Consider the following 19,054-nt stretch of genomic DNA (forward strand, 5'->3'; position numbering starts at 1 on the left):
CATTGGACGGCGACTCCCGTCGCGGTGACCGGCGCGGCGGCGACCGGCCCGGTGGTGGAACGGAGGCACAGGCCAAGGACCTGTGCCTCCGTCTGCTGACCGACCGGGCTCGCAGCCGCGCCGAACTCGCCGCGAAGCTCGAACAGAAGGGCTTCGCCGCGGACGTCGCCGAGCGGACCCTCGACCGGTTGACGGAGGTCGGTCTCGTCGACGACGCCGAGTTCGCCCAGCAGTGGGTACGCTCCCGCCACCTGTACGCCGGGAAGGGCAAACGTGCCCTGGCCATGGAGCTGCGCCGCAAGGGAATCGGGCAGGTCGAGGCCGCGGAGGCACTCGAGCAGATCGACGGCGACGACGAGCGCGCCCGTGCCACCGAACTGGTGCGCAAGAAGCTGCGCACCCAACCGCCGCTGCCCACGGAGGGCGACCGGCGCGAGATCGCTGCGGAGCGGGACAAGGTGGTGCGACGGCTGGTCGGCATGCTCGCCCGCCGGGGATACCCGCAGGGCCTGGCCTTCGAGGTGGTCCGCAACGAACTCGCCGGGCACGATTCCGGGCCCGGCGAATTCGCCGCCGACTGACGCGTTACCGGCGCTTGTCGTGGTCGCTCGTGATGTCCACCCCGGGCACGGTCATGCCGGACAGCACGTTGTCGGGCGCGTTCTCGTCGGCCTCCGGCATCGCGGCCCGGTTCTTGCGCCCGGTGCGCAGGCGACGTTCGAGCCGGGTCGCGAGGATCGTCAACGCGCCGTTGAGCACGATCATGATCGCCGCCACCACGAGCAGCGACGGCAGGTAGTTGCCGAAGAACGCACCGAGCTGCTGACCGGATCGCACGACTTCGACGTAGCCGATGAGGTAACCGAGTGCGGAGTCCTTCAGGGCCACCACCATCTGCGAGACGATCGCCGGCAACATCGCGGTGACGGCCTGCGGCAGCAGGATCAGGCGCATGATCTGGCTCTTGCGCATGCCCAGCGCCGAAGCGGCCTCGGTCTGTCCGCGGGGCAGGGACCGGATGCCGGCACGCACGATCTCGGCGATCACCGAGCCGTTGTAGAGGGTCAGGCCGGTGACCACCGCCGCCAGTGCCAGATACTCCGACTGGAAGACCTGGTACTCGGCGAACAGCTGGTAGGCGAAGATCATCAGGATCAGCACCGGGATCGCCCGGAACAGCTCGACGACGAACCCGGACACGGCGCGCACGGGCCGGTGATCGGAGAGCCGGCCGATGCCCAGTGCGGCCCCGAGAAGCAGGGCGAGCACGATCGATATCGCCGCGGCGACGAGGGTGCCGCGGATGCCGGGGATCAGGTACGTGGTCCACGAACTCGATTCGAGGAACGGGTCCCACTTGTCGCTGGTGAGCTGGCCCTTGTCGTCGAGCGCCCGGTAGACGAAGTAGCCGACGGCGACGAGCAGCACGGCCACCGCCGCCGAGGCGACGTGGTAGAGGGTTCGCGCCCGGGGACCGGGAGCGTCGTAGAGGACGGTTGCGCGGCCGGTGCTCACCGGGACACCTCGAATCGCGTGCTCAGCCAGCCGAACAGCAGGCCCGTGGGCAGGGTCAGGATCACGAAGCCGAGGGCGAAGATGCCGCCGATGACGAAGATCTGCGCCTCGTTCTCGATCATGGTCTTCATCAACAGGGAGGCCTCCGAGACGCCGATGACGGACGCGATCGTCGAATTCTTGGTCAAGGCGATCAGCACGCTACCGAGGGGGGCGATCACCGCACGGAACGCCTGAGGCAGCACGATCAGGCGCAGATTCTGGCCGAAGGTCAACCCGAGGGAGCGGCCTGCCTCGGCCTGCCCGACGTTCACGGTGTTGATGCCCGAGCGCAGCGACTCGCAGACGAACGCCGCGGTGTACACGCTCAGTCCCAGCACGGCGAGCCGGAAATTGTTGTCCACCAGGAACGTCGGCGACGACTGCGGTGCCAGGCTGATGCCGAGCGTCTGCGACAAGCCGAAGAGACAGAAGATGATGATCAGCGTCAGGGGGGTGTTGCGGAAGATCCCCACGTACACGGTGCCGACCGCCCGCGCCACCGGTACCGGGGACACGCGCATCCCGGCGAGGATCGTTCCGAGGATCAGCGCGCCGATCGCCGAGAGCACCGTCAATTGCACAGTGGTCCAGAAGGCGTCGATCAACTCGTCGCCGTACTTGCTCAACAGATCCACAGGTCAACTCCACCGATCGGGGACTGGGGTCCGGCCGGCCCGCGACGAGTCGTCGCACGGGCCGGCCGGACGGCATGGGACGGTCAGTAGCGGTCGACCTGCGGCGGCTCCGGCAACGGGTACCCGGACGGGCCGACGGTGGACTCGAGGGCCGCCTGCCAGGCACCGCTCGCGATCATCTCCTCGATCGCGTCGTTGAGCAGAGTGCGGGACTCGGTGTCACCCTTGGCCAGGCCGATGCCGTAGCGCTCCTCGGTGAACGGCTCGCCCACGACCTTCAGCTGCCCCGGGTACTGCGCCGCGTAACCCGCGAGGATGATGTCGTCGGTGGTCACGGCGTCGACCGCGCCGTTGCGCAGCGCCTCGACGCAGGCGGAGTACGTGTCGAACTCCTGCAGCTGCACATCCTGCGCGTAGGTGTCCTTGACGTTCTGGGCGGGAGTGGAACCGGCCACCGAGCACAGCCGCTTACCGCCGCTGAGCGACTCCGGTCCGGTGATGTCGGTGTTGTCGGCCCGCACGAGCAGCGACTGGCCCGCGACGAAGTACGGCCCGGCGAAGTCGACCTTCTCCTTGCGCGCGTCGGTGATCGAGTAGGTGGCGACGATGTAGTCGACCTCACCGTTCTCGATGAGCGTCTCGCGCTGCGGGGACGGAGCCTCCTTGAACTCGATGTTCTCCGGCGCCACCCCCAGCTGCTGCCCGACGTACTTCGCGACCTCGACGTCGAACCCGCTGAAGGTGCCGTCGGGGTTGCGCAACCCGAGTCCGGGCTGGTCGAACTTGATGCCGACGACGAGGGAGCCGCTCTCGGCGGACTGCGACACGCTGCGCTGCTCGTCTCCGCCACACGCGGTGGCGAGCACAGCGACGGCGATCGCGCCGATGCCCAGGCGAACCGAGCGGGTGATTCTCATCGAGTACCTCCGTGTTGTGGGTGGTGCCGCCGGATGCGGCAGCGACGCCGGGTCAGTGACTGAGGATCTTGCCGAGGAAATCCTGGGCGCGGGCGGACTTGGGCGCGGTGAAGAACGTGTCGGGATCGGTGTCCTCGACGATCTGCCCGTCCGCCATGAACAGCACGCGGTTGCCGGCCTTGCGGGCGAAACCCATCTCGTGGGTCACCACGAGCATCGTCATGCCCTCCCGGGCCAGGGACGTCATGACGTCGAGCACTTCCTGGACCATCTCGGGATCCAGCGCCGACGTCGGTTCGTCGAACAACATGACCTTCGGGTTCATCGCCAGGGCCCGCGCGATCGCGACGCGCTGTTGCTGCCCGCCCGAGAGCTGGGCGGGGTACTTCTCCGCCTGGTTGGCGATGCCGACCCGGTCGAGAAGCTGCAGCGCCTGCTCCTTGGCCTCGTTCTTGCCCTTGCGACGGACCTTCACCGGGGCGAGCATGACGTTCTCGAGGATCGTCTTGTGCGCGAACAGGTTGAACGACTGGAACACCATGCCCACGTCGGCGCGCAGCGCCGCGAGCGCCTTGCCCTCCGCGGGGAGCACCTTGCCGTCCACCCGGATCTCACCCGAGTCGATCGGCTCGAGCCGGTTGATGGTCCGGCACAGGGTGGACTTGCCGGACCCGGACGGCCCGACCACGATCACGACCTGCCCCGCAGGTACGTCCAGATTGATGTCCTGCAGCACGTGCAGGGCTCCGAAGTGCTTCTGCACCTCCGACATCGAGATCATCGGGGGTGCGCCGCCCGTCGAGCCGGAGGGCTTCTCGGATTCGACCGCCGCTGGTGTCATGGTCAGAACCCTATGCTGCCCGTGCCGCCGTGCAGCAACTTTCGGAAGCCGAGTTCGGACTGCGTAATGGAAAATTTACGGTCGGCGCCGAAAGGCCGGAGCCGGTTCGCCCCGCGGCGACGGGCGATGGACTAAGTTGTCTCCCTTGGCGTTGTTTCCCTCGGCCCACTGCGGGGCCGGCCGGGTCCGTGAGCTAGGCTGAGACGTGTCATCGATCGACCGTGAACCCCCCAACGCCCCGGCCGCCCTCGACGCGACCGGCGAGGCCGCCGCCCGCACCTACGAGGTGCGCACCTACGGCTGCCAGATGAACGTGCACGACTCCGAGCGGCTGTCCGGGTTGCTCGAGGACTCCGGATTCGTCAAGGCCGGGCCGGGTGCGGCCGCCGACCTCGTGGTCTTCAACACCTGCGCGGTGCGTGAGAATGCCGACAACAAGCTCTACGGCAACCTGAGCCATCTCCGGCCGGTCAAGGATGCCAAGCCCGACATGCAGATCGCCGTCGGCGGGTGCCTCGCCCAGAAGGACCGCGAGGTCGTCGTGAAGAAGGCGCCGTGGGTCGACGTCGTGTTCGGCACGCACAACATCGGCAACCTGCCGGCACTGCTCGATCGTGCCCGGCACAACCGCCGCGCCGAAGTGGAGATCCTCGAATCCCTCGAGGCGTTTCCCTCGACCCTGCCGGCCCGGCGCGAGTCCAGCTACGCCGGGTGGGTGTCGATCTCCGTCGGCTGCAACAACACCTGCACCTTCTGCATCGTCCCGTCGCTGCGCGGCAAGGAGGTGGACCGCCGGCCCGGTGACATCCTCGCCGAGGTCCGCGCGCTCGTCGACGAGGGCGTGCTCGAGGTGACCCTGCTCGGGCAGAACGTCAACTCCTACGGCCGATCGTTCGCCGACCCCGAGCAGCCCCGGGACCGGGGCGCGTTCGCCGCGCTGCTGCGCGCGTGCGGCGACATCGAGGGCCTCGAACGGGTCCGGTTCACCTCCCCGCACCCCGCGGAGTTCACCGACGACGTCATCGAGGCGATGGCCGAGACCCCGAACGTGTGCCCGCAGCTGCACATGCCGCTGCAGTCGGGTTCGGACCGCGTCCTGCGTGCGATGCGACGGTCGTACCGCAAGGAGCGATTCCTCGGGATCATCGAGAAGGTGCGCGCGGCCATGCCGCACGCGGCGATCACCACCGACATCATCGTCGGATTCCCCGGCGAGACCGAGGACGACTTCCAGGAGACCCTCGACGTCGTCGAGAAGGCCCGCTTCACCAGCGCCTTCACGTTCCAGTATTCCAAGCGTCCCGGCACTCCCGCCGCGGAGATGGACGACCAGCTGCCCAAGGCCGTGGTCCAGGAACGGTACGAACGACTCATCGCCCTGCAGGAACGGATCACCCTCGAGGGGAACTGCGCGCTCGTGGGTGCTCAGGTCGAACTGCTCGTCGCCGCGGGGGAGGGCCGCAAGGATGCCGAGACCGCCCGCATGAGCGGTCGCGCCCGGGACGGCCGGCTCGTGCATTTCCGGCCCGAGGGGAACGTCGACCGTGCGGTCCGCCCCGGCGACATCGTCACCGTCGTGGTCAGCGAGGCCGCTCCCCATCATCTCGTCGCGGACACCCCGATCCTGACCCACCGGCGCACCCGCGCGGGCGACCGGTTCGAGCAGGGCCGCACACCCAAGACACCACCCATCGGTGTCGGACTCGGTCTCCCGCAGATCGGTGCGCCCGAACCGCTTCCGGCCCGGACGGGATGCGGGGCATGACGGCGGGCGGCCCCGACGAGGGCAGGACCCCCGGCGACGGTGCCGGGAACGACGGAAGGGATCCGATGGACGAAGTCCGTGCCGACCTCGAAGCGGCCGAACGCAAGATCGCCGGTGAGATCGACCCGGGCGCCCGGGCGCTCGTCGTCGCGGTCGGGGTGCTCGTGCTGCTCGGCTCGTTCAGCCTGCCCCACGCCGGGGCGGCCAACGGGTGGGAGGTGCTGTCCTTCGCCCCCGATGCGACCGCCGAATCCATTGCCCTGCCGTCCCGCATCTTCGTGTGGCTCGCCCTGGTCTTCGGCTCGATCTTCGCCATCCTGGCGCTCGTCACCCGCCGATGGGTGCTGGCGTGGCTGGCGCTGGCCGGCTCCGCGGTGTCGATCGTGTTCGGCATGCTCTCGATCTGGACCCGGCAGACCCTGCCCGTCGGCGACCCGGGAGCGGGACCGGGCATCGGCCTGATCCTGGGCTGGTTCGCCGTCATGGTGCTCACCTTCCACTGGGCGAAGGTGGTGTGGACGCGCACCGCGCTCCAGCTCGCCGCCGAGGCGGAGCTGCGGGACGCCGCCGCCCGGGACGAGAACAAGGGCCTGCTCGACGACTGATCGTCCCGGAACCGCACGAACCACGGTGCCCCCGGCTCGAACGAGCCGGGGGCACCGTGGTGTCCGGGCTCGGTCGTGCTCGCGGTTCGGTCGTGTCCGGGTTCGGTCGTGTCCGGGTTCGGTCGTGCCCGGGGTTCACCGCTCCCCGACGGCACCTTCCGCGGCGTCGGCCCACTCCCGCCACTGCTGCGCCTGCGCGAGGGCGCTCTCGGCGTCCTTCGGGCGGCCCGCCGCGGTGGCCTTGGCCGCCTGCTCCTCGAACTGGCGCACACGCTCCCGGAACTGGGCGGCACGGGCCAGCGCCTCCGGGTCGGTGCGCCGCCACTCGGACTCGGCGGCCTCGCGGACCCGCTTCTCGATCGCCCGCAGACGACTCTCGAGGTCGTGCATACGTTCCCGCGGGACCTTGCCGATCTCCTCCCACCGGTCCTGCAGTTCGCGAAGCCGGGCCCGGGCGGCGTCGATGTCCGCCGACGGATCGATCGACGCCGCCGACTGCAGCAGCGCCTCCTTCGCCCGCGCGTTCTCCTCGAACTCGGCGTCCCGCTCCGAGGCGGCGGCGTTGCGGGCGGCGAAGAACACGTCCTGGGCGCCCTTGAACCGCTTCCACAGCTGATCGTCGGCCTCGCGCGGGGCGCGGCCGGCCGCCTTCCACTCCGCCAGCAGTTCGCGGAACGCGGCCGCCGTCGCCCCCCAGTCCGTCGAGTCCTGCAGGTCCTCGGCCCGCGCGACGAGTTCCTCCTTGCGGGCCCGGGCGGCGGCACGCTCACGGTCCAGTTCGGCGAAGTGCGCGCCACGCCGTCGGTTGAACGCCTCGCGGGCCTTCGAATAACGCCGCCACAGCGCGTCGTCCACCTTCCGGTCCACGCCGCGGATCGTCTTCCACTCCTCGAGGATCTCCCGCAACCGGTCACCGGCGGCCTTCCACTGCGTCGACTCGGCGCCGATCTGCTCGGCCTCCGCCGCGAGGGCCTCCTTGCGGGCGGTGGCCGCTGCCCGCTGGTGCTCCTTCTCCTGTTTCGCGGCGAGAGCCGCCTTCTCGGAGTCCGCCACGATCGCCGCAAGCCGTGCGGCGAGGGTATCGAGGTCACCGATCACCGCGGCGGTGGGAAGGGACTCCGCGAGCGCCTGGGCGGCCGCCCGGGTCTTCTTCGCATCGCCGGTGCCCGAACTCAGCCGCGACTCGAGAATTGCCACCTCGGTCGCGAGGTCGTCGTATCGGCGGCCGAAGTGGGCCAGACCCTCGGCGGCGTCGCCCGCCTGCCAGGACCCGATGCACCGCTCGCCCTCGGCGGTCTTCACCCACGCCGTGCCGTCCTCGTCGACGCGGCCCCACCGGCTCGGATCGCTGGCCGGAACGGTGGGCTGCGGGTGGGGATGGGCAGCCGGGTGCGGTTTGGGAGCCGAGGTCTCGGCGGCCGGCCGCTGCCGACCCGGTTTGGGGGCGCCCGGCTTCGGAGCGCGGGATTCCTGGGTTGCGTTCGGGTCGGTCATCGGTCCTCATCTCTGCCGCGCGGCACGGCTGCCTGGTCGCATTGGTTCGCGTGGTCGGGCCGCGGAGGTCGCTCCGAGACCACGCCCGCCCACTATTGAAACAGGTCGCACGGCCGCGAGTCGGCGGGTCGGGTCGACTACGGTGGCCCGTGTGTTGATCGCCGCGGCGTTCGTGCCGTCCCCGCCCCTGCTCGTTCCCGAGCTGACCGGCTCCGCGGCCGCCGAGACCGCCGACCTGCGCGCCGCCGTGCTCGCCGTCGGGACGGAGCTGCGTGCCGCGGCACGGTGGGTCGTCGTCGGTGCGGGCACGGACGCCACGGACGTCCCGGACACCGCCGTCGGAACGTTCCGTGGCTTCGGCGTCGACCTGGTCGTCGCGCTCGGGCCGGCGGCCACGGGGACCCCCGATCCGCAGCTGCCGCTGCCGGCGCTGATCGCGGGCTGGCTGCGCGACCGGACCGCACCGGTCGTGCGCGCCACCACGCACGTCGTGCCGGCCGGGACGACCCCGCAGGACTGCGCCCGGCTCGGGCGGCAGCTGCGCAGCACCCTGGACGCGGACCGCACCCCGACGGCACTGCTCGTGGTGGCCGACGGTCCCGCCACGCTCACCGCGAAGTCTCCCGGCTCCTACCGTCCCGAGGCGCAGAACCTGGACGAGGCGCTCGGCGTCGCCCTCGCGGTCGGCGACGTCGCCGCCCTCGCCGCGCTCGACCCGGCACTCTGCGCCGAAACGGTCTGCGACGGCCGCGCGGCCTGGCAGGTGCTGGCCGCGGTGTTCGGTCCCGAGGGACCGGCGTCGGCCGCCACGACCCACAGCAGCGCGCCGTACGGGGTCGGATACCACGTGGGGATGTGGCGGCCGTGAGCGTCGACCCCGTCCGCCCGGTCGCCGTCGTCGGCCCGACGGCCACCGGAAAGTCCGACCTGGGCCTGGATCTCGCCGAGGAACTCGGCGGGGAGATCGTCAACATCGACGCGATGCAGCAGTACCGCGGCATGGACATCGGCACCGCCAAGCTCGCCGTCGGCGAGCGCCGCGGCATCGCCCATCATCAGCTCGACGTCCTCGACGTCACCGAGACTGCCACGGTCGCGCGGTATCAACAGGCCGCGACCGCCGACGTGGAGGCGATCCGGTCGCGCGGCGTCGTGCCGATCATCGTCGGCGGCTCGATGATGTACGTCCAGGCGCTCCTCGACGAGTGGCAGTTCCCCGCGACGGATCCGCAGGTCCGCGCCAAGTGGGAGGCGCTGCTCGCCGACGAGGGGGTGGCCGCGGTGCACGACGCGCTCCGCCGGGCCGACCCGGTGGCCGCGGCGACGATCCTGCCCACCGACGGTCGCCGCATGGTCCGCGCACTCGAGGTCGTCGAACTCACCGGGGCGCCGTTCGCGGCGTCGCAGCCGCAGATCGGCGAACCCAGATGGGGGACGGTCGTGCTCGGGGTGGACCGGGACACCGCGGCGCTCGACGACCGGATCGCGCGGCGCACGGACCGGATGTTCGAGCAGGGGTTGGTCGACGAGGTCGCGGCGCTGTGCGAACGGGGGCTGCGCGAGGGGGTCACGGCTCGCCGGGCGATCGGGTACGCGCAGGTACTCGAGTACCTGGCCGGGGAGTGCGACCTCGCACACGCGCGGGAGCGCACCTTCATCGGCACCCGGCGCTATGTGCGCCGGCAACGCTCGTGGTTCCGCCGGGACCCACGGGTGCACTGGATCGACGGCGCCGATCCTGCGCTGCGGGACGCGGCGCTTCGAGTTCTCGCCGGGGCGGACCGTCGTTAAGGTGGCGGCATGGACTTCAGCAAGGGCCACGGCACCGAGAACGACTTCGTGATCCTTCCCGATCCGGAGGTGCGGATTTCCCTCGAGCCGAAGCGGGTGGCGGCGTTGTGCGACCGTCGTCGTGGTCTCGGCGCCGACGGGGTCCTGCGGGTGGCGCGGGCCGGGGCGCTCGTCGACGCGGGGGTCCTGCCCGCGTTGCCGGAGGGGACGGCCGCCGACGACTGGTTCATGGACTATCGCAACGCCGACGGGTCGATCGCGGAGATGTGCGGCAACGGGGTGCGGGTGTTCGCGCACTTCGTCACCGCCGGCGGGTTCGAATCGCGTGACGCGTTCGTCGTCGGCAGTCGCGCCGGCGGCAAGCCGGTGCAGGTGCACAGCGCCGACGCGACGCACGGCGACGTCACCGTCGACATGGGCGTGGTGCGCGAGCTGGGGGAGTCGACCGCGACCATCGAAGGCCGGGTGTACCGCGGTCTGGGCATCGACGTCGGGAACCCGCATCTGGCCTGCGTCGATCCGCACCTGACCGCGGCGACCCTGGCCGCCCTCGACCTGTCCGGTCCGGGTTTCGACCCCGGCTTCTTTCCCCAGGGCGTCAACATCGAGTTCCTCACCCCGATCGCCGCGGGCGCGGTGGACATGCGGGTGTACGAGCGGGGGGTGGGCGAGACCCGGTCCTGCGGCACCGGCACGGTCGCCGCCGCCGCGGCGGCGCTGCGCTTCGACGGCGCCGACTCCGGCACCGTCCGGGTGCACGTCCCCGGCGGGGCGGTGCAGGTGCGCCTCGAGGACGGCCGGGCCGCGCTGCGTGGCCCCTCGGTGCTGGTCGCGTCGGGCACGATCGGCGATCACTGGTGGGACGGCCTGGACTGACTGTCACGGCGACGCCGCGTCGTCGCACGGTTTCGCCCTGCGCGGACACCGGGAAAGTCGCATGCGTCCGCGCGCCCGAAGTGGGACGATGGTCGTGTATGACGAACACACGACGAAACGAATCGGCCACCGGCGACACGGACCGCGTCCCCGGCTGGGCCGCCGCCGACCCGTCGGTCGGCGAGATGCAACTCGAGGACCGCAGCGCCCTGCGCCGCGTCGCCGGGTTGTCCACCGAACTCGAGGACATCACCGAGGTCGAGTACCGGCAGCTGCGCCTCGAACGGGTCGTGCTCGTCGGGGTCTGGACCGGAGGCACCGCGGTTCAGGCCGAGGCGAGTCTCGCCGAGCTCGCCGCCCTGGCCGAGACCGCCGGTTCCCAGGTGCTCGAGGGCCTGATCCAGCGCCGGGACCGTCCCGACGCCGCGACCTACATCGGTTCCGGCAAGGCCGAGGAACTGCGCCAGGTGGTTCTGGCCACCGGCGCCGACACCGTCATCTGCGACGGCGAGCTCACCCCCGCGCAGCTGACCGCCCTGGAGAAGATCGTCAAGGTGAAGGTCATCGACCGCACCGCGCTGATCCTCGACATCTTCGCCCAGCACGCGACCTCCCGCGAGGGCAAGGCGCAGGTATCGCTCGCGCAGATGGAGTACATGCTGCCGCGGCTGCGAGGCTGGGGCGAATCGATGTCGCGGCAGGCCGGTGGCCGTGCCGGCAGCAACGGGGGCGTGGGCCTGCGTGGTCCCGGCGAGACGAAGATCGAGACGGACCGTCGCCGTATCCGCGAGCGGATGGCCAAGCTGCGCCGCGAGATCAAGGCGATGAAGTCCGTTCGCGACACCAAACGCACCCGGCGGATGCGCAACCGCATCCCGTCGGTCGCGATCGTCGGCTACACCAATGCCGGCAAGTCGAGCCTGCTCAACAAGCTCACCGGTTCCGGTGTGCTGGTGCAGAACGCGTTGTTCGCGACGCTCGATCCGACCACCCGCCGGGCCGAACTCCCGGACGGGCGCGAGTACGTGCTCACCGACACCGTCGGGTTCGTGCGGCACCTGCCGACCCAGCTCGTCGAGGCGTTCCGGTCGACCCTCGAGGAGGTCACGGACGCGGACCTGCTGCTGCACGTCGTCGACGGGTCCGACCCGCTGCCGACCGACCAGATCAAGGCGGTGCGCGAGGTGATCACCGACGTGCTGCGCGAGTCCGACGCGCCGCCGCCGCCCGAGCTCATCGTGGTGAACAAGGTCGACGCCGCAGACCCGCTGACCGTCGCCGAACTGCGTGCCCTGCTCCCCGACGCGGTGTTCGTCTCGGCGCGCAGCGGCGCGGGACTCGACGATCTGCGCGAGCACCTCGCCGCGCTGCTCGAACACCCGGACGTCGAGGTGAAGGTGCTGCTGCCGTACACACGAGGGGACCTGCTCGCGCGGATCCACTCGGACGGGCAGGTCCTGACCTCCGCGCACGAGGTGGACGGTACGCGCGTGCACGCCCGCGTGCCGCGGGCCCTCGCGTCGGCCCTGGTCGAGTACGCCGCCTAGTGCGCGGCGCTCTCGTCGCCCTGGTGGTCGCGACGGTGTCGTCGCCGGCCGCCGCGGCGCAGACCACCGCCCCGGTCGCCGCGGCGCAGACCACCGCCCCGGCCGCCGAGGTCGACGGGAAAGTGTTGTGCACCCCCGCCGATCCTGCCCTCGCGGAACTGTCGGGCCTGGCCGTCGCCGGGGGGCGACTGTTCGCGGTGCCGGACGCCGGTGCCGACGAGGCGGTCTTCGAGCTGGGGGACGACTGTGCGGTGCTGCGACGCATCCCGCCGGCCGTCGACCCGTACGACGTGGAGGACCTGGCCGCGGGTCCGGACGGCCGGCTCTGGCTCGGCGACCTCGGCGACAATCGCGCCGCACGCGACACCGTCGCGTTGATCTCGGTCGACCCGCAGACCGGCGCGGGGAGTCTGCACCGGCTCGCCTACCCCGACGGCCCACGCGATGCGGAGACGCTGCTCGTCCCCCGCGACGGGGTGCCGCTGATCGTCTCCAAGCCCCTGTTCGGCAGCGCCGGCCTTTACCGGCCGGCCGGCGGACGAAGCGTGGACGAGCTGCCCGAGCCGGGTCCGGTCCCTCTCGAACGCATCGGGACCGTCACCCTCGGTCCCACGGACACCCCCGGTGGCCCCGTCGGCGGGGCGTCCTCCACGTTGATCACCGGCGGCGCGATCAGTCCCGACGGCACCGTCGCCGCGGTACGCACGTACACCGATGTCCACCTCTTCCATGCCCCCGACGGCGACGTCGCGGCCGCGCTCGCGGCGGGACCGTCCCTGCGGGTGCCGGTGCCCGGCGAACCACAGGGCGAGGCGGTGGCCTTCACCGCGGACGGGGACCTGCTGACCGCGTCCGAATCCGCCGGTGGTGCCCTGCCGCCCGTGCGGGTGTGGCGTGACGTGGTGACCCTCTTCCGGCCCGTGGCCGCGCCGGAGCCGGTGCGGACCCCGCGCGGCGCGATGCCCGCGGCGATCGCCGCGGGCATCGTGGTGGTCGCCGCCGCTGCGGGCGGGCTGTGGCGACGGTCGTCGCGCCGCCGCCGCGGCTGAGGTCAGGCGTCGAGGTCCGCGGCCACCAGTTCGGCGATGCGGGCGAGCACGTCGGCGTCGTCGCTGGTGACGGTGACCTCGGTGCCCTGGGTGGCGCCGAGCGTCATGACGAGCAGCGCCGAGCCCGCGTCGACGGGTTCGCCGCCGTCCACGGCGAGGGTCACCGGGACTCCGGCGGCGACCACGGCTTCGGCGATGATGCCGGCAGGCCGGGCATGCAGGCCGATGGACGAGCCGACGGTGACGGTGGTGCTGGGCATGAGAACTCCTTCGGGGTAGGGACGGTCGTCGATCGGATCAGGCGACGGCAGGCTGGGCCGCGGTGTCGCTGCTGCGCAGGTGGGCGGGTCGGTGCACCTCCTTGGCCAGGGTCACGCAGAGCGCACCCACGACGGTGCCGGCGGCGAGGGCGACGAGGAACCACAGCAGATTGCCGATGGCGAAGAACACGAAGATGCCGCCGTGCGGGGCGCTGAGGGTCGTCCCGGTCGCCATTACCAGGGCGCCGGTGACGGCGCCGCCGGCCATCATGGACGGGATAACCCGCAGCGGGTCCGCCGCCGCGAACGGGATTGCGCCCTCGGAGATGAACGAGGCCCCGAGCAGCCATGCGGCCTTGCCGTTCTCCCGCTCGGCGGTGCTGTAGATCCCCGGTCGCAGGGTCGACGACAGCGCCATCGCCAGCGGCGGCACCATGCCCGCGGCCATCACGGCGGCCATGATCTGTAGCGATGCGTTGTTCGAGACGTCGAGTCCGGCGACGGCGAACGCATAGGCGGCCTTGTTGACCGGGCCGCCGAGGTCGAAGCACATCATCAGGCCGAGGATCACGCCCAGAATGACGACCGAGCTCCCGGACAGGCCGTTGAGCCAGTTCGTCAGGCCCGAGGTGATCGCGGCGAGGGGCTTGCCGAGGACGAGGAACATCAGGGCGCCGACGGCGAGGGTCGCGAACAGCGGAATGATCACCACCGGCATCAGGCCGCGCGCCCACACCGGGACGGGGATGCGGCCCACCCACAGCGCGGCGAAGCCGGCGATGATGCCGCCGACGAGGCCGCCGATGAACCCGGCGCCGACGAACACGGCGACCGCGCCGGCGGTGAAGCCGGGTGCCAGACCGGGCCGGTCGGCGATCGCGAAGGCGATGTAGCCGGCGAGTGCGGGCACCAGGAACGAGAACGCGAGCGAGCCGAGCTGGAAGAGCACCGCGCCGAGGTAGGTGGGCAGGCCGCCGTCCGGCAGGTCGGTGAGCGAGTTGTTCACCACGATGTCGGCGGCGGGCTCGGTGATCTCGTACCCGCCGAGCAGGAAGCCGAGAGCGATCAGCAGGCCGCCCGCCGCGACGAAGGGAATCATGTAGCTCACGCCGGTCAGCAGGATCTGCCGTAGCCGAACTCCCCAGCCCACCTCGCCGGACGAGGATTCGTCGGCGGCGGCGGCGACGGCGGCCGCGTCGACGGTGCTCGCGGACGGATCCTTCGCCGCGCGGACCGCCTCGGCGACCATCACGTCGGGCTCGTTGATGGCTCGTTTGACACCCGAGGCGACGAGCGGTTTGCCCGCGAACCGTTCCCGGTTCTTCACGCCGACGTCCGTGGCGAAGATGACGGCGTCGGCGCCGGCGATCACGGACGCCGGCAGCGGTGTGCTGCCGCTCGAGCCCTGGGTCTCGACCCGCACCGTGACTCCGGCGCGCTCACCCGCGGCTTTGAGGGCGTCGGCGGCCATGTAGGTGTGGGCGATCCCCGTCGGGCAGGCGGTGACGGCGACGATGGTGCGCTCGGCGGTCGCGGGGGCCGGCGTGGGTTCGGTGGCGGGCGGCGTGGGCTCGGCGGCCGCAGCGGTAGCCGGCGCCGGCTTCGGAAGCACTCCCTCGACCAGCGCGACCACGTCCGCAGCGGTGGCGGCCTCGCGCAGCGAACCGACGAAGTCCGGCCGCACGAGCGCCCGGGCGAGCGAGGAGAGCAGCTTCATGTGCTCGGCACCGGCCCCCTCCGGGGCGGCGATCAGGAACACGAGGTCCGCGGGTCCGTCGGGGGCGCCGAAGTCCACCTTGGGGGACAGCCGCGCGAAGCCGAGCGATGCGGTGGCGACGGCGTCCGCGCGGCAGTGCGGGATGGCGATCCCACCCGGCAGGCCGGTGGCCGACTTGGCCTCCCGGTCCAGGGCGGCGGCCGTCAGTGCCGCCGCGTCGGTGGCGCGGCCGGCGTCGGCGAGCCGCGCGGCGAGCGCGGCGATGACCGACTCCTTGTCGGCGCCGAGGTCTGCGTCGAGTGCGATCAGGCCGTCGTCGATGATCGCGGGTCCGGAGGCGGGGCCGGAGGCGAGGTCTGGCATGGCGTGTCCTTACTGGGGGTGAGGGAGGACCGGGGAGGGGGTGCCGAGGGGGCGGGGACGGATCGGGGTGACCTCGACAGCGCCGGTGGCGACGTCGTCGGGTCCGGGCAGCGTGGTGCCGGGCAGGGCCACGGCTGCCGAGCCGTATGCGACGGCGTGGCGGAGCCGTTCGGCGGGATCGAGTCCGGCCAGCTCCGCGACGAGATAGCCGGCGAGGGAGGAGTCGCCGGCGCCGACGGTGCTGCGCGCGGTCACGGGGCCGGGGACTGCGTGCCACGCACCCTCGTCGGTGACCAGGACCGCGCCCGCCGCGCCGAGTGTGGCCAGTACCGCCCCGACGCCACGTTCGACCAGTCGTCGTCCTGCCGCGACGACGGGTTCGGTGTCGCCGGCGGCCGCCGCCGATTCCAGGGTGGTGGCGTCCGCGCCGGTGAGCTGTGCGAGCTCGTCCGAGTTCGGCTTGAGCAGATCGGGTGCGGCGTCCGGGAACCCGGCCGCGAGCGCCAGCAGGGGCGACTCGGAGGTGTCCACGGCGATTCGGCAGGCGGACCCGTCAACGGCGGCGCGGACGGCGCGGACGAGGTCGGCGTACCAGTCGGTCGGCACACCGGGTGGCAAGGATCCGGACATCACCAGCCAGTGGGCGGCGGCGGCGGCGTCCACGACGGTCCGGCGCAGCGACTCCAGGGTGCCTTGCGTGTACGCCGGCCCGGGTTCGTTGAACTTGGTGGTGGTGCCGTCGGGCTCGGCGACGGTGATGTTGCTGCGGGCGGGACCCCCGGTCGGCACGGCGCGGTAGCCGATGCCGTGGTCGTCGAGCGCGGTGAGCAGCGGGTCGCCGGTGTTCCCCGGCAGGACCGCCAGGACCGGGCGTCCGGCCGCGCGGAGCACCCGGGCGACGTTGACGCCCTTGCCGCCCGGGTCCACGCGGGTGGCGGCGGCGCGGTGCACGGCGCCGCGGACGAGGGGGCCCGTCAGCGCCACCGTCCGGTCCAGGCTCGGATTGGCGGTCAGCGTGACGATCATGCCGTCACCACCTCGATTCCGTTGTCGGTGAGTTCTTTGCAGTCGGTGTCGTCGAGCTCGGTGTCGGTGACGAGAACGTCCACGGCGTCGACGGGGGCGAAGCTGATGAGGTGCTGCCGGCCGATCTTGGAGGAGTCGGCGAGGACCACGACCCGGTCGGCGCAGCGCACCATCGCGCGTTTGACGGCGGCCTCGTCCGGGTCGGGAGTGGACAGGCCGTGGCCGACACTGAGTGCATTCGTGCCGATGAAGGCGACGTCGACGTGCAGCGCGCGGAGGAACCGCAGCGCATCCTCGCCGACCGTGGCCTGCGTGATCCCGCGGACCCGGCCGCCGAGCATGTGCAGACGCACCGATCCGAGTCCGGCGAGCCGCGCGGCGATGGGAACCGAGTTCGTGACCACCTCGAGGTCCACGTCGGCGGGCAGGGCCGCCACCAGGCGGCCGGTGGTGGTGCCGGCGTCGAACACCACGCTGCCGCCGGCGGCGGGGAGATACCGGGCCGCCGCGGCTGCGATCCGGTCCTTCTGCGCGGCGTGGGTGTGTTCGCGCTCGTTCAGTGCGGGTTCGGTGACGGTGAGTGCAGCGGTGGGGATGGCGCCGCCGTGCACACGGCGCACATGTCCCAGCCGTTCGAGCAGGGCCAGATCCCGGCGGACGGTCTCGGTGGTGACGCGGAAGCGGGTGGCCAGGTCGGCGACGGACATCCGTCCCCGCCGGCCGATCAACTCGGCGATCGCCTGCTGCCGTTCCTCTGCGTACACGCCGGGCTCCTTGCCGCTGAATGTTGTTTCATGTTGTTTTACGCCCGTATGTGTTGACATGTCAATGGTTCGGAGTAATCTCGATCACAGAATTACCCCGGAGGCTCATCCCGACACACCGGGCGGCGAGGAGGAGACATGGAGAAGGCGATCCCCGCAGCGGCGGAGATCTCGATCGTGCGGGGCACGCCGGTCGTGCCCGGGGTTGCCTACGGGCCCGTCGTACGCCCCGCCCCGCGGCCACAGATCCCCACCACGTTCGAGCGCATCCCGGACACCGCACGCGACGCCGAGGCCGAGCGTTTCCGGGCCGCCGCCGGCGCGGTCGCGGAGCGGCTGCGCAGTCGCGCCGGGCGAGCCTCGGGCGCCGCCGCCGAGGTTCTGCTCGCCAACGCCCAGCTCGCCGAGGACCGCGGGTGGCTCGGCGCCGTCGCCGCGAAGATCCGCAGCGGATCCGGCGCGATCGAGGCCGCAGTCGGCGCCACCGACCAGTTCGCGGACATGTTCACCAAGCTCGGCGGGCTGATGGCCGAGCGCGTCACCGATCTTCTCGACATCCGCGACCGGGTGATCGCCGAACTCGCCGGCCATCCCGAACCCGGCCTCGACCTGCCCGACGAGCCGTCCATCCTGCTCGCGGAGGACCTCGCCCCCGCCGACACCGCCGGCCTCGACCCGAGCCGGGTGATCGGACTCGCCACCACCCTCGGCGGGCCCACCAGTCACACCGCGATCATCGCCCGCCAGCTCGGCATCCCCTGCGTGGTCGCGGCGGCCGACCTCGACACCGTCCCGGCCGGCGTCCGCGTCCTGCTCGACGGCGCGGCCGGTGAGCTCCGCCTCGATCCCGACCCCGAAGAGGCGGCCGCTGCGGTCGCCGCGGCCCGCAGCGAGCAGGCGCGCATCGCGTCGTGGGCCGGCCCGGGCGCCACCGAGGACGGGCATCGCGTCGAGATCCTCGCCAACGTTCAGGACGGCGCCGGTGCCCGCGCGGCCCGCGCGACCCCCGCAGAGGGAGTCGGCCTGTTCCGGACCGAGCTGTGCTTCCTGGACCGGGAAACCGAACCCACCGTCGAGGAGCAGGCGGAGATCTACGCCGAGGTGTTCAGCGCCTTCGCCGGCCGCAAGGTCGTCCTGCGGACCCTCGACGCGGGCTCCGACAAGCCCCTGCGCTTCGTCGACCATCCCGACGAGCACAACCCGGCACTCGGGTTGCGCGGCATCCGGATTGCGAACGCCACCGAGGGACTGCTCGACCGGCAGCTCGACGCCGTCGCCGCCGCGGCCGCGCGCACGGGCACCGAGCCCTGGGTGATGGCACCGATGATCGCGACCGTCGCCGAGACCGCACACTTCGCCGCTGCCGTCCGCGCCCGCGGGCTCGTGCCCGGCGTGATGGTGGAGGTGCCGGCCGCCGCGCTGCTCGCCGAACGTCTCCTCGAACACGTCGACTTCCTGTCGATCGGCACCAACGACCTCGCGCAGTACACGATGGCCGCGGACCGCATGTCGCCCCACCTCGCATCCCTCACCGATCCGTGGCAGCCGGCTGTGCTGGCCCTGGTCGCCCGCACCGCCGCCGCCGGACGCGCCGCCGGCAAGCGAGTCGGGGTGTGCGGGGAGGCGGCCGCCGACCCGTTGCTCGGCTGTGTCCTGGCCGGCATGGGGGTCACCTCGCTGTCGTGTGCGGCCGCGGCCGTCGCCGGTGTCGGGTCCCGACTCGCCGCGGTGACCCTCGACCGCTGCCGCGAGGCCGCGGACGAGGTGCTCCGCGCCGTCGACCCCGGGGAAGCCCGCGACGCGGCGGCCCGCGTACTCGCCTGACGGACGCGATCGCCGCCGGGAGC

Annotated in this window: 18 protein-coding genes; 9 read left to right on the plus strand and 9 right to left on the minus strand. The window is 71.9% G+C overall.

Going from position 1 to position 19,054, the window contains the following annotated elements; genetic code table 11:
- The first annotated feature begins 2 nt into the window (after positions 1-2).
- Positions 3-581 (plus strand): recombination regulator RecX, encoded by a 579-nt coding sequence (recX, locus tag ACWPQI_RS10485; RefSeq protein WP_010592649.1) that lies wholly within the window; start codon positions 3-5, stop codon positions 579-581.
- 4 nt (positions 582-585) lie between these two features.
- Here the strand turns inward: recX and ACWPQI_RS10490 are convergent, their stop codons facing one another.
- The 4 genes from ACWPQI_RS10490 to ACWPQI_RS10505 form a co-directional block, all read right to left on the minus strand.
- Positions 586-1,515 (minus strand): amino acid ABC transporter permease, encoded by a 930-nt coding sequence (locus ACWPQI_RS10490; protein WP_010592648.1) that lies wholly within the window; start codon positions 1,513-1,515, stop codon positions 586-588.
- The gene (locus tag ACWPQI_RS10495; protein WP_010592647.1) at positions 1,512-2,192 is read right to left on the minus strand and encodes an amino acid ABC transporter permease; all 681 of its coding nucleotides are present in this window, start codon (positions 2,190-2,192) and stop codon (positions 1,512-1,514) included. Before ACWPQI_RS10495 ends, ACWPQI_RS10490 begins: the two co-directional genes overlap by 4 nt.
- 83 nt (positions 2,193-2,275) lie before the next feature.
- The gene (locus tag ACWPQI_RS10500; protein WP_010592646.1) at positions 2,276-3,109 is read right to left on the minus strand and encodes a glutamate ABC transporter substrate-binding protein; all 834 of its coding nucleotides are present in this window, start codon (positions 3,107-3,109) and stop codon (positions 2,276-2,278) included.
- Positions 3,110-3,161: 52 nt separating this feature from the next.
- Positions 3,162-3,890: an amino acid ABC transporter ATP-binding protein gene (locus tag ACWPQI_RS10505; protein WP_010592645.1), complete on the minus strand. Its 729-nt coding sequence runs from the start codon at positions 3,888-3,890 to the stop codon at positions 3,162-3,164.
- Positions 3,891-4,257: 367 nt separating this feature from the next.
- Here ACWPQI_RS10505 and miaB point away from each other — a divergent pair, with 367 nt between their 5' ends.
- Together miaB and ACWPQI_RS10515 are read left to right on the plus strand one after the other, a co-directional pair.
- Positions 4,258-5,715, plus strand: a complete 1,458-nt coding sequence (miaB, locus tag ACWPQI_RS10510; protein ID WP_474738849.1) for a tRNA (N6-isopentenyl adenosine(37)-C2)-methylthiotransferase MiaB — start codon at positions 4,258-4,260, stop codon at positions 5,713-5,715.
- On the plus strand, positions 5,712-6,320 hold the full coding sequence (locus ACWPQI_RS10515) for an Rv2732c family membrane protein (protein WP_010592643.1): 609 nt from the start codon (positions 5,712-5,714) through the stop codon (positions 6,318-6,320). The genes miaB and ACWPQI_RS10515 overlap by 4 nt, the downstream gene beginning before the upstream one ends.
- Before the next feature lie 135 nt (positions 6,321-6,455).
- Here ACWPQI_RS10515 and ACWPQI_RS10520 read toward each other — a convergent pair whose 3' ends face one another.
- Positions 6,456-7,814 (minus strand): DUF349 domain-containing protein, encoded by a 1,359-nt coding sequence (locus ACWPQI_RS10520; RefSeq protein ID WP_010592642.1) that lies wholly within the window; start codon positions 7,812-7,814, stop codon positions 6,456-6,458.
- 151 nt (positions 7,815-7,965) lie between these two features.
- On the opposite strand from ACWPQI_RS10520, the gene ACWPQI_RS10525 reads away from it, so the two are divergent.
- The 5 genes from ACWPQI_RS10525 (at position 7,966) to ACWPQI_RS10545 (ending at position 13,077) form a co-directional block, all read left to right on the plus strand.
- Positions 7,966-8,682 (plus strand): class III extradiol ring-cleavage dioxygenase family protein, encoded by a 717-nt coding sequence (locus tag ACWPQI_RS10525; protein ID WP_010592641.1) that lies wholly within the window; start codon positions 7,966-7,968, stop codon positions 8,680-8,682.
- Positions 8,670-9,605, plus strand: a complete 936-nt coding sequence (miaA, locus tag ACWPQI_RS10530) for a tRNA (adenosine(37)-N6)-dimethylallyltransferase MiaA (RefSeq protein WP_010592640.1) — start codon at positions 8,670-8,672, stop codon at positions 9,603-9,605. Before ACWPQI_RS10525 ends, miaA begins: the two co-directional genes overlap by 13 nt.
- A 9-nt stretch (positions 9,606-9,614) precedes the next feature.
- Positions 9,615-10,481, plus strand: coding sequence for a diaminopimelate epimerase (dapF, locus tag ACWPQI_RS10535; protein WP_010592639.1), 867 nt, complete (start codon positions 9,615-9,617; stop codon positions 10,479-10,481).
- A gap of 98 nt (positions 10,482-10,579) precedes the next feature.
- Complete coding sequence (gene hflX / locus ACWPQI_RS10540; RefSeq protein WP_010592638.1) at positions 10,580-12,028, plus strand: GTPase HflX; 1,449 nt, start codon at positions 10,580-10,582, stop codon at positions 12,026-12,028.
- Complete coding sequence (locus tag ACWPQI_RS10545) at positions 12,028-13,077, plus strand: membrane protein (RefSeq protein WP_010592637.1); 1,050 nt, start codon at positions 12,028-12,030, stop codon at positions 13,075-13,077. Before hflX ends, ACWPQI_RS10545 begins: the two co-directional genes overlap by 1 nt.
- Positions 13,078-13,079: 2 nt before the next feature.
- Here the strand turns inward: ACWPQI_RS10545 and ACWPQI_RS10550 are convergent, their stop codons facing one another.
- Genes ACWPQI_RS10550 through ACWPQI_RS10565 form a run of 4 tightly spaced genes read right to left on the minus strand, consistent with a single transcriptional unit; the run spans position 13,080 to position 17,207 of the window.
- Positions 13,080-13,337, minus strand: a complete 258-nt coding sequence (locus tag ACWPQI_RS10550; RefSeq protein ID WP_010592636.1) for an HPr family phosphocarrier protein — start codon at positions 13,335-13,337, stop codon at positions 13,080-13,082.
- A gap of 37 nt (positions 13,338-13,374) precedes the next feature.
- The gene (locus ACWPQI_RS10555; protein ID WP_010592635.1) at positions 13,375-15,417 is read right to left on the minus strand and encodes a PTS fructose transporter subunit IIABC; all 2,043 of its coding nucleotides are present in this window, start codon (positions 15,415-15,417) and stop codon (positions 13,375-13,377) included.
- A gap of 9 nt (positions 15,418-15,426) precedes the next feature.
- A complete protein-coding gene (locus tag ACWPQI_RS10560) occupies positions 15,427-16,443 on the minus strand; it encodes a 1-phosphofructokinase family hexose kinase (RefSeq protein WP_040271897.1) in 1,017 nt (338 codons plus the stop codon).
- Positions 16,440-17,207, minus strand: coding sequence for a DeoR/GlpR family DNA-binding transcription regulator (locus tag ACWPQI_RS10565; RefSeq protein ID WP_010592632.1), 768 nt, complete (start codon positions 17,205-17,207; stop codon positions 16,440-16,442). Before ACWPQI_RS10565 ends, ACWPQI_RS10560 begins: the two co-directional genes overlap by 4 nt.
- A gap of 138 nt (positions 17,208-17,345) precedes the next feature.
- Here ACWPQI_RS10565 and ptsP point away from each other — a divergent pair, with 138 nt between their 5' ends.
- On the plus strand, positions 17,346-19,031 hold the full coding sequence (gene ptsP / locus ACWPQI_RS10570) for a phosphoenolpyruvate--protein phosphotransferase (RefSeq protein WP_010592631.1): 1,686 nt from the start codon (positions 17,346-17,348) through the stop codon (positions 19,029-19,031).
- Positions 19,032-19,054: the final 23 nt, after the last annotated feature.

It is taken from the genome of Rhodococcus sp. LMD, from assembly GCF_056108245.1.

Excerpts from the sequence above, each read along its gene's own strand:
- ACWPQI_RS10500 (WP_010592646.1), bottom strand. The coding sequence starts at position 3,109 with ATGAGAATCACCCGCTCGGTTCGCCTGGGCATCGGCGCGATCGCCGTC.
- ACWPQI_RS10505 (WP_010592645.1), bottom strand. The coding sequence starts at position 3,890 with ATGATCTCGATGTCGGAGGTGCAGAAGCACTTCGGAGCCCTGCACGTG.
- miaB (WP_474738849.1), top strand. The coding sequence starts at position 4,258 with ATGAACGTGCACGACTCCGAGCGGCTGTCCGGGTTGCTCGAGGACTCC.
- ACWPQI_RS10515 (WP_010592643.1), top strand. The coding sequence starts at position 5,712 with ATGACGGCGGGCGGCCCCGACGAGGGCAGGACCCCCGGCGACGGTGCC.
- ACWPQI_RS10520 (WP_010592642.1), bottom strand. The coding sequence starts at position 7,814 with ATGACCGACCCGAACGCAACCCAGGAATCCCGCGCTCCGAAGCCGGGC.
- dapF (WP_010592639.1), top strand. The coding sequence starts at position 9,615 with ATGGACTTCAGCAAGGGCCACGGCACCGAGAACGACTTCGTGATCCTT.
- hflX (WP_010592638.1), top strand. The coding sequence starts at position 10,580 with ATGACGAACACACGACGAAACGAATCGGCCACCGGCGACACGGACCGC.
- ACWPQI_RS10550 (WP_010592636.1), bottom strand. The coding sequence starts at position 13,337 with ATGCCCAGCACCACCGTCACCGTCGGCTCGTCCATCGGCCTGCATGCC.
- ACWPQI_RS10555 (WP_010592635.1), bottom strand. The coding sequence starts at position 15,417 with ATGCCAGACCTCGCCTCCGGCCCCGCCTCCGGACCCGCGATCATCGAC.
- ACWPQI_RS10560 (WP_040271897.1), bottom strand. The coding sequence starts at position 16,443 with ATGATCGTCACGCTGACCGCCAATCCGAGCCTGGACCGGACGGTGGCG.
- ptsP (WP_010592631.1), top strand. The coding sequence starts at position 17,346 with ATGGAGAAGGCGATCCCCGCAGCGGCGGAGATCTCGATCGTGCGGGGC.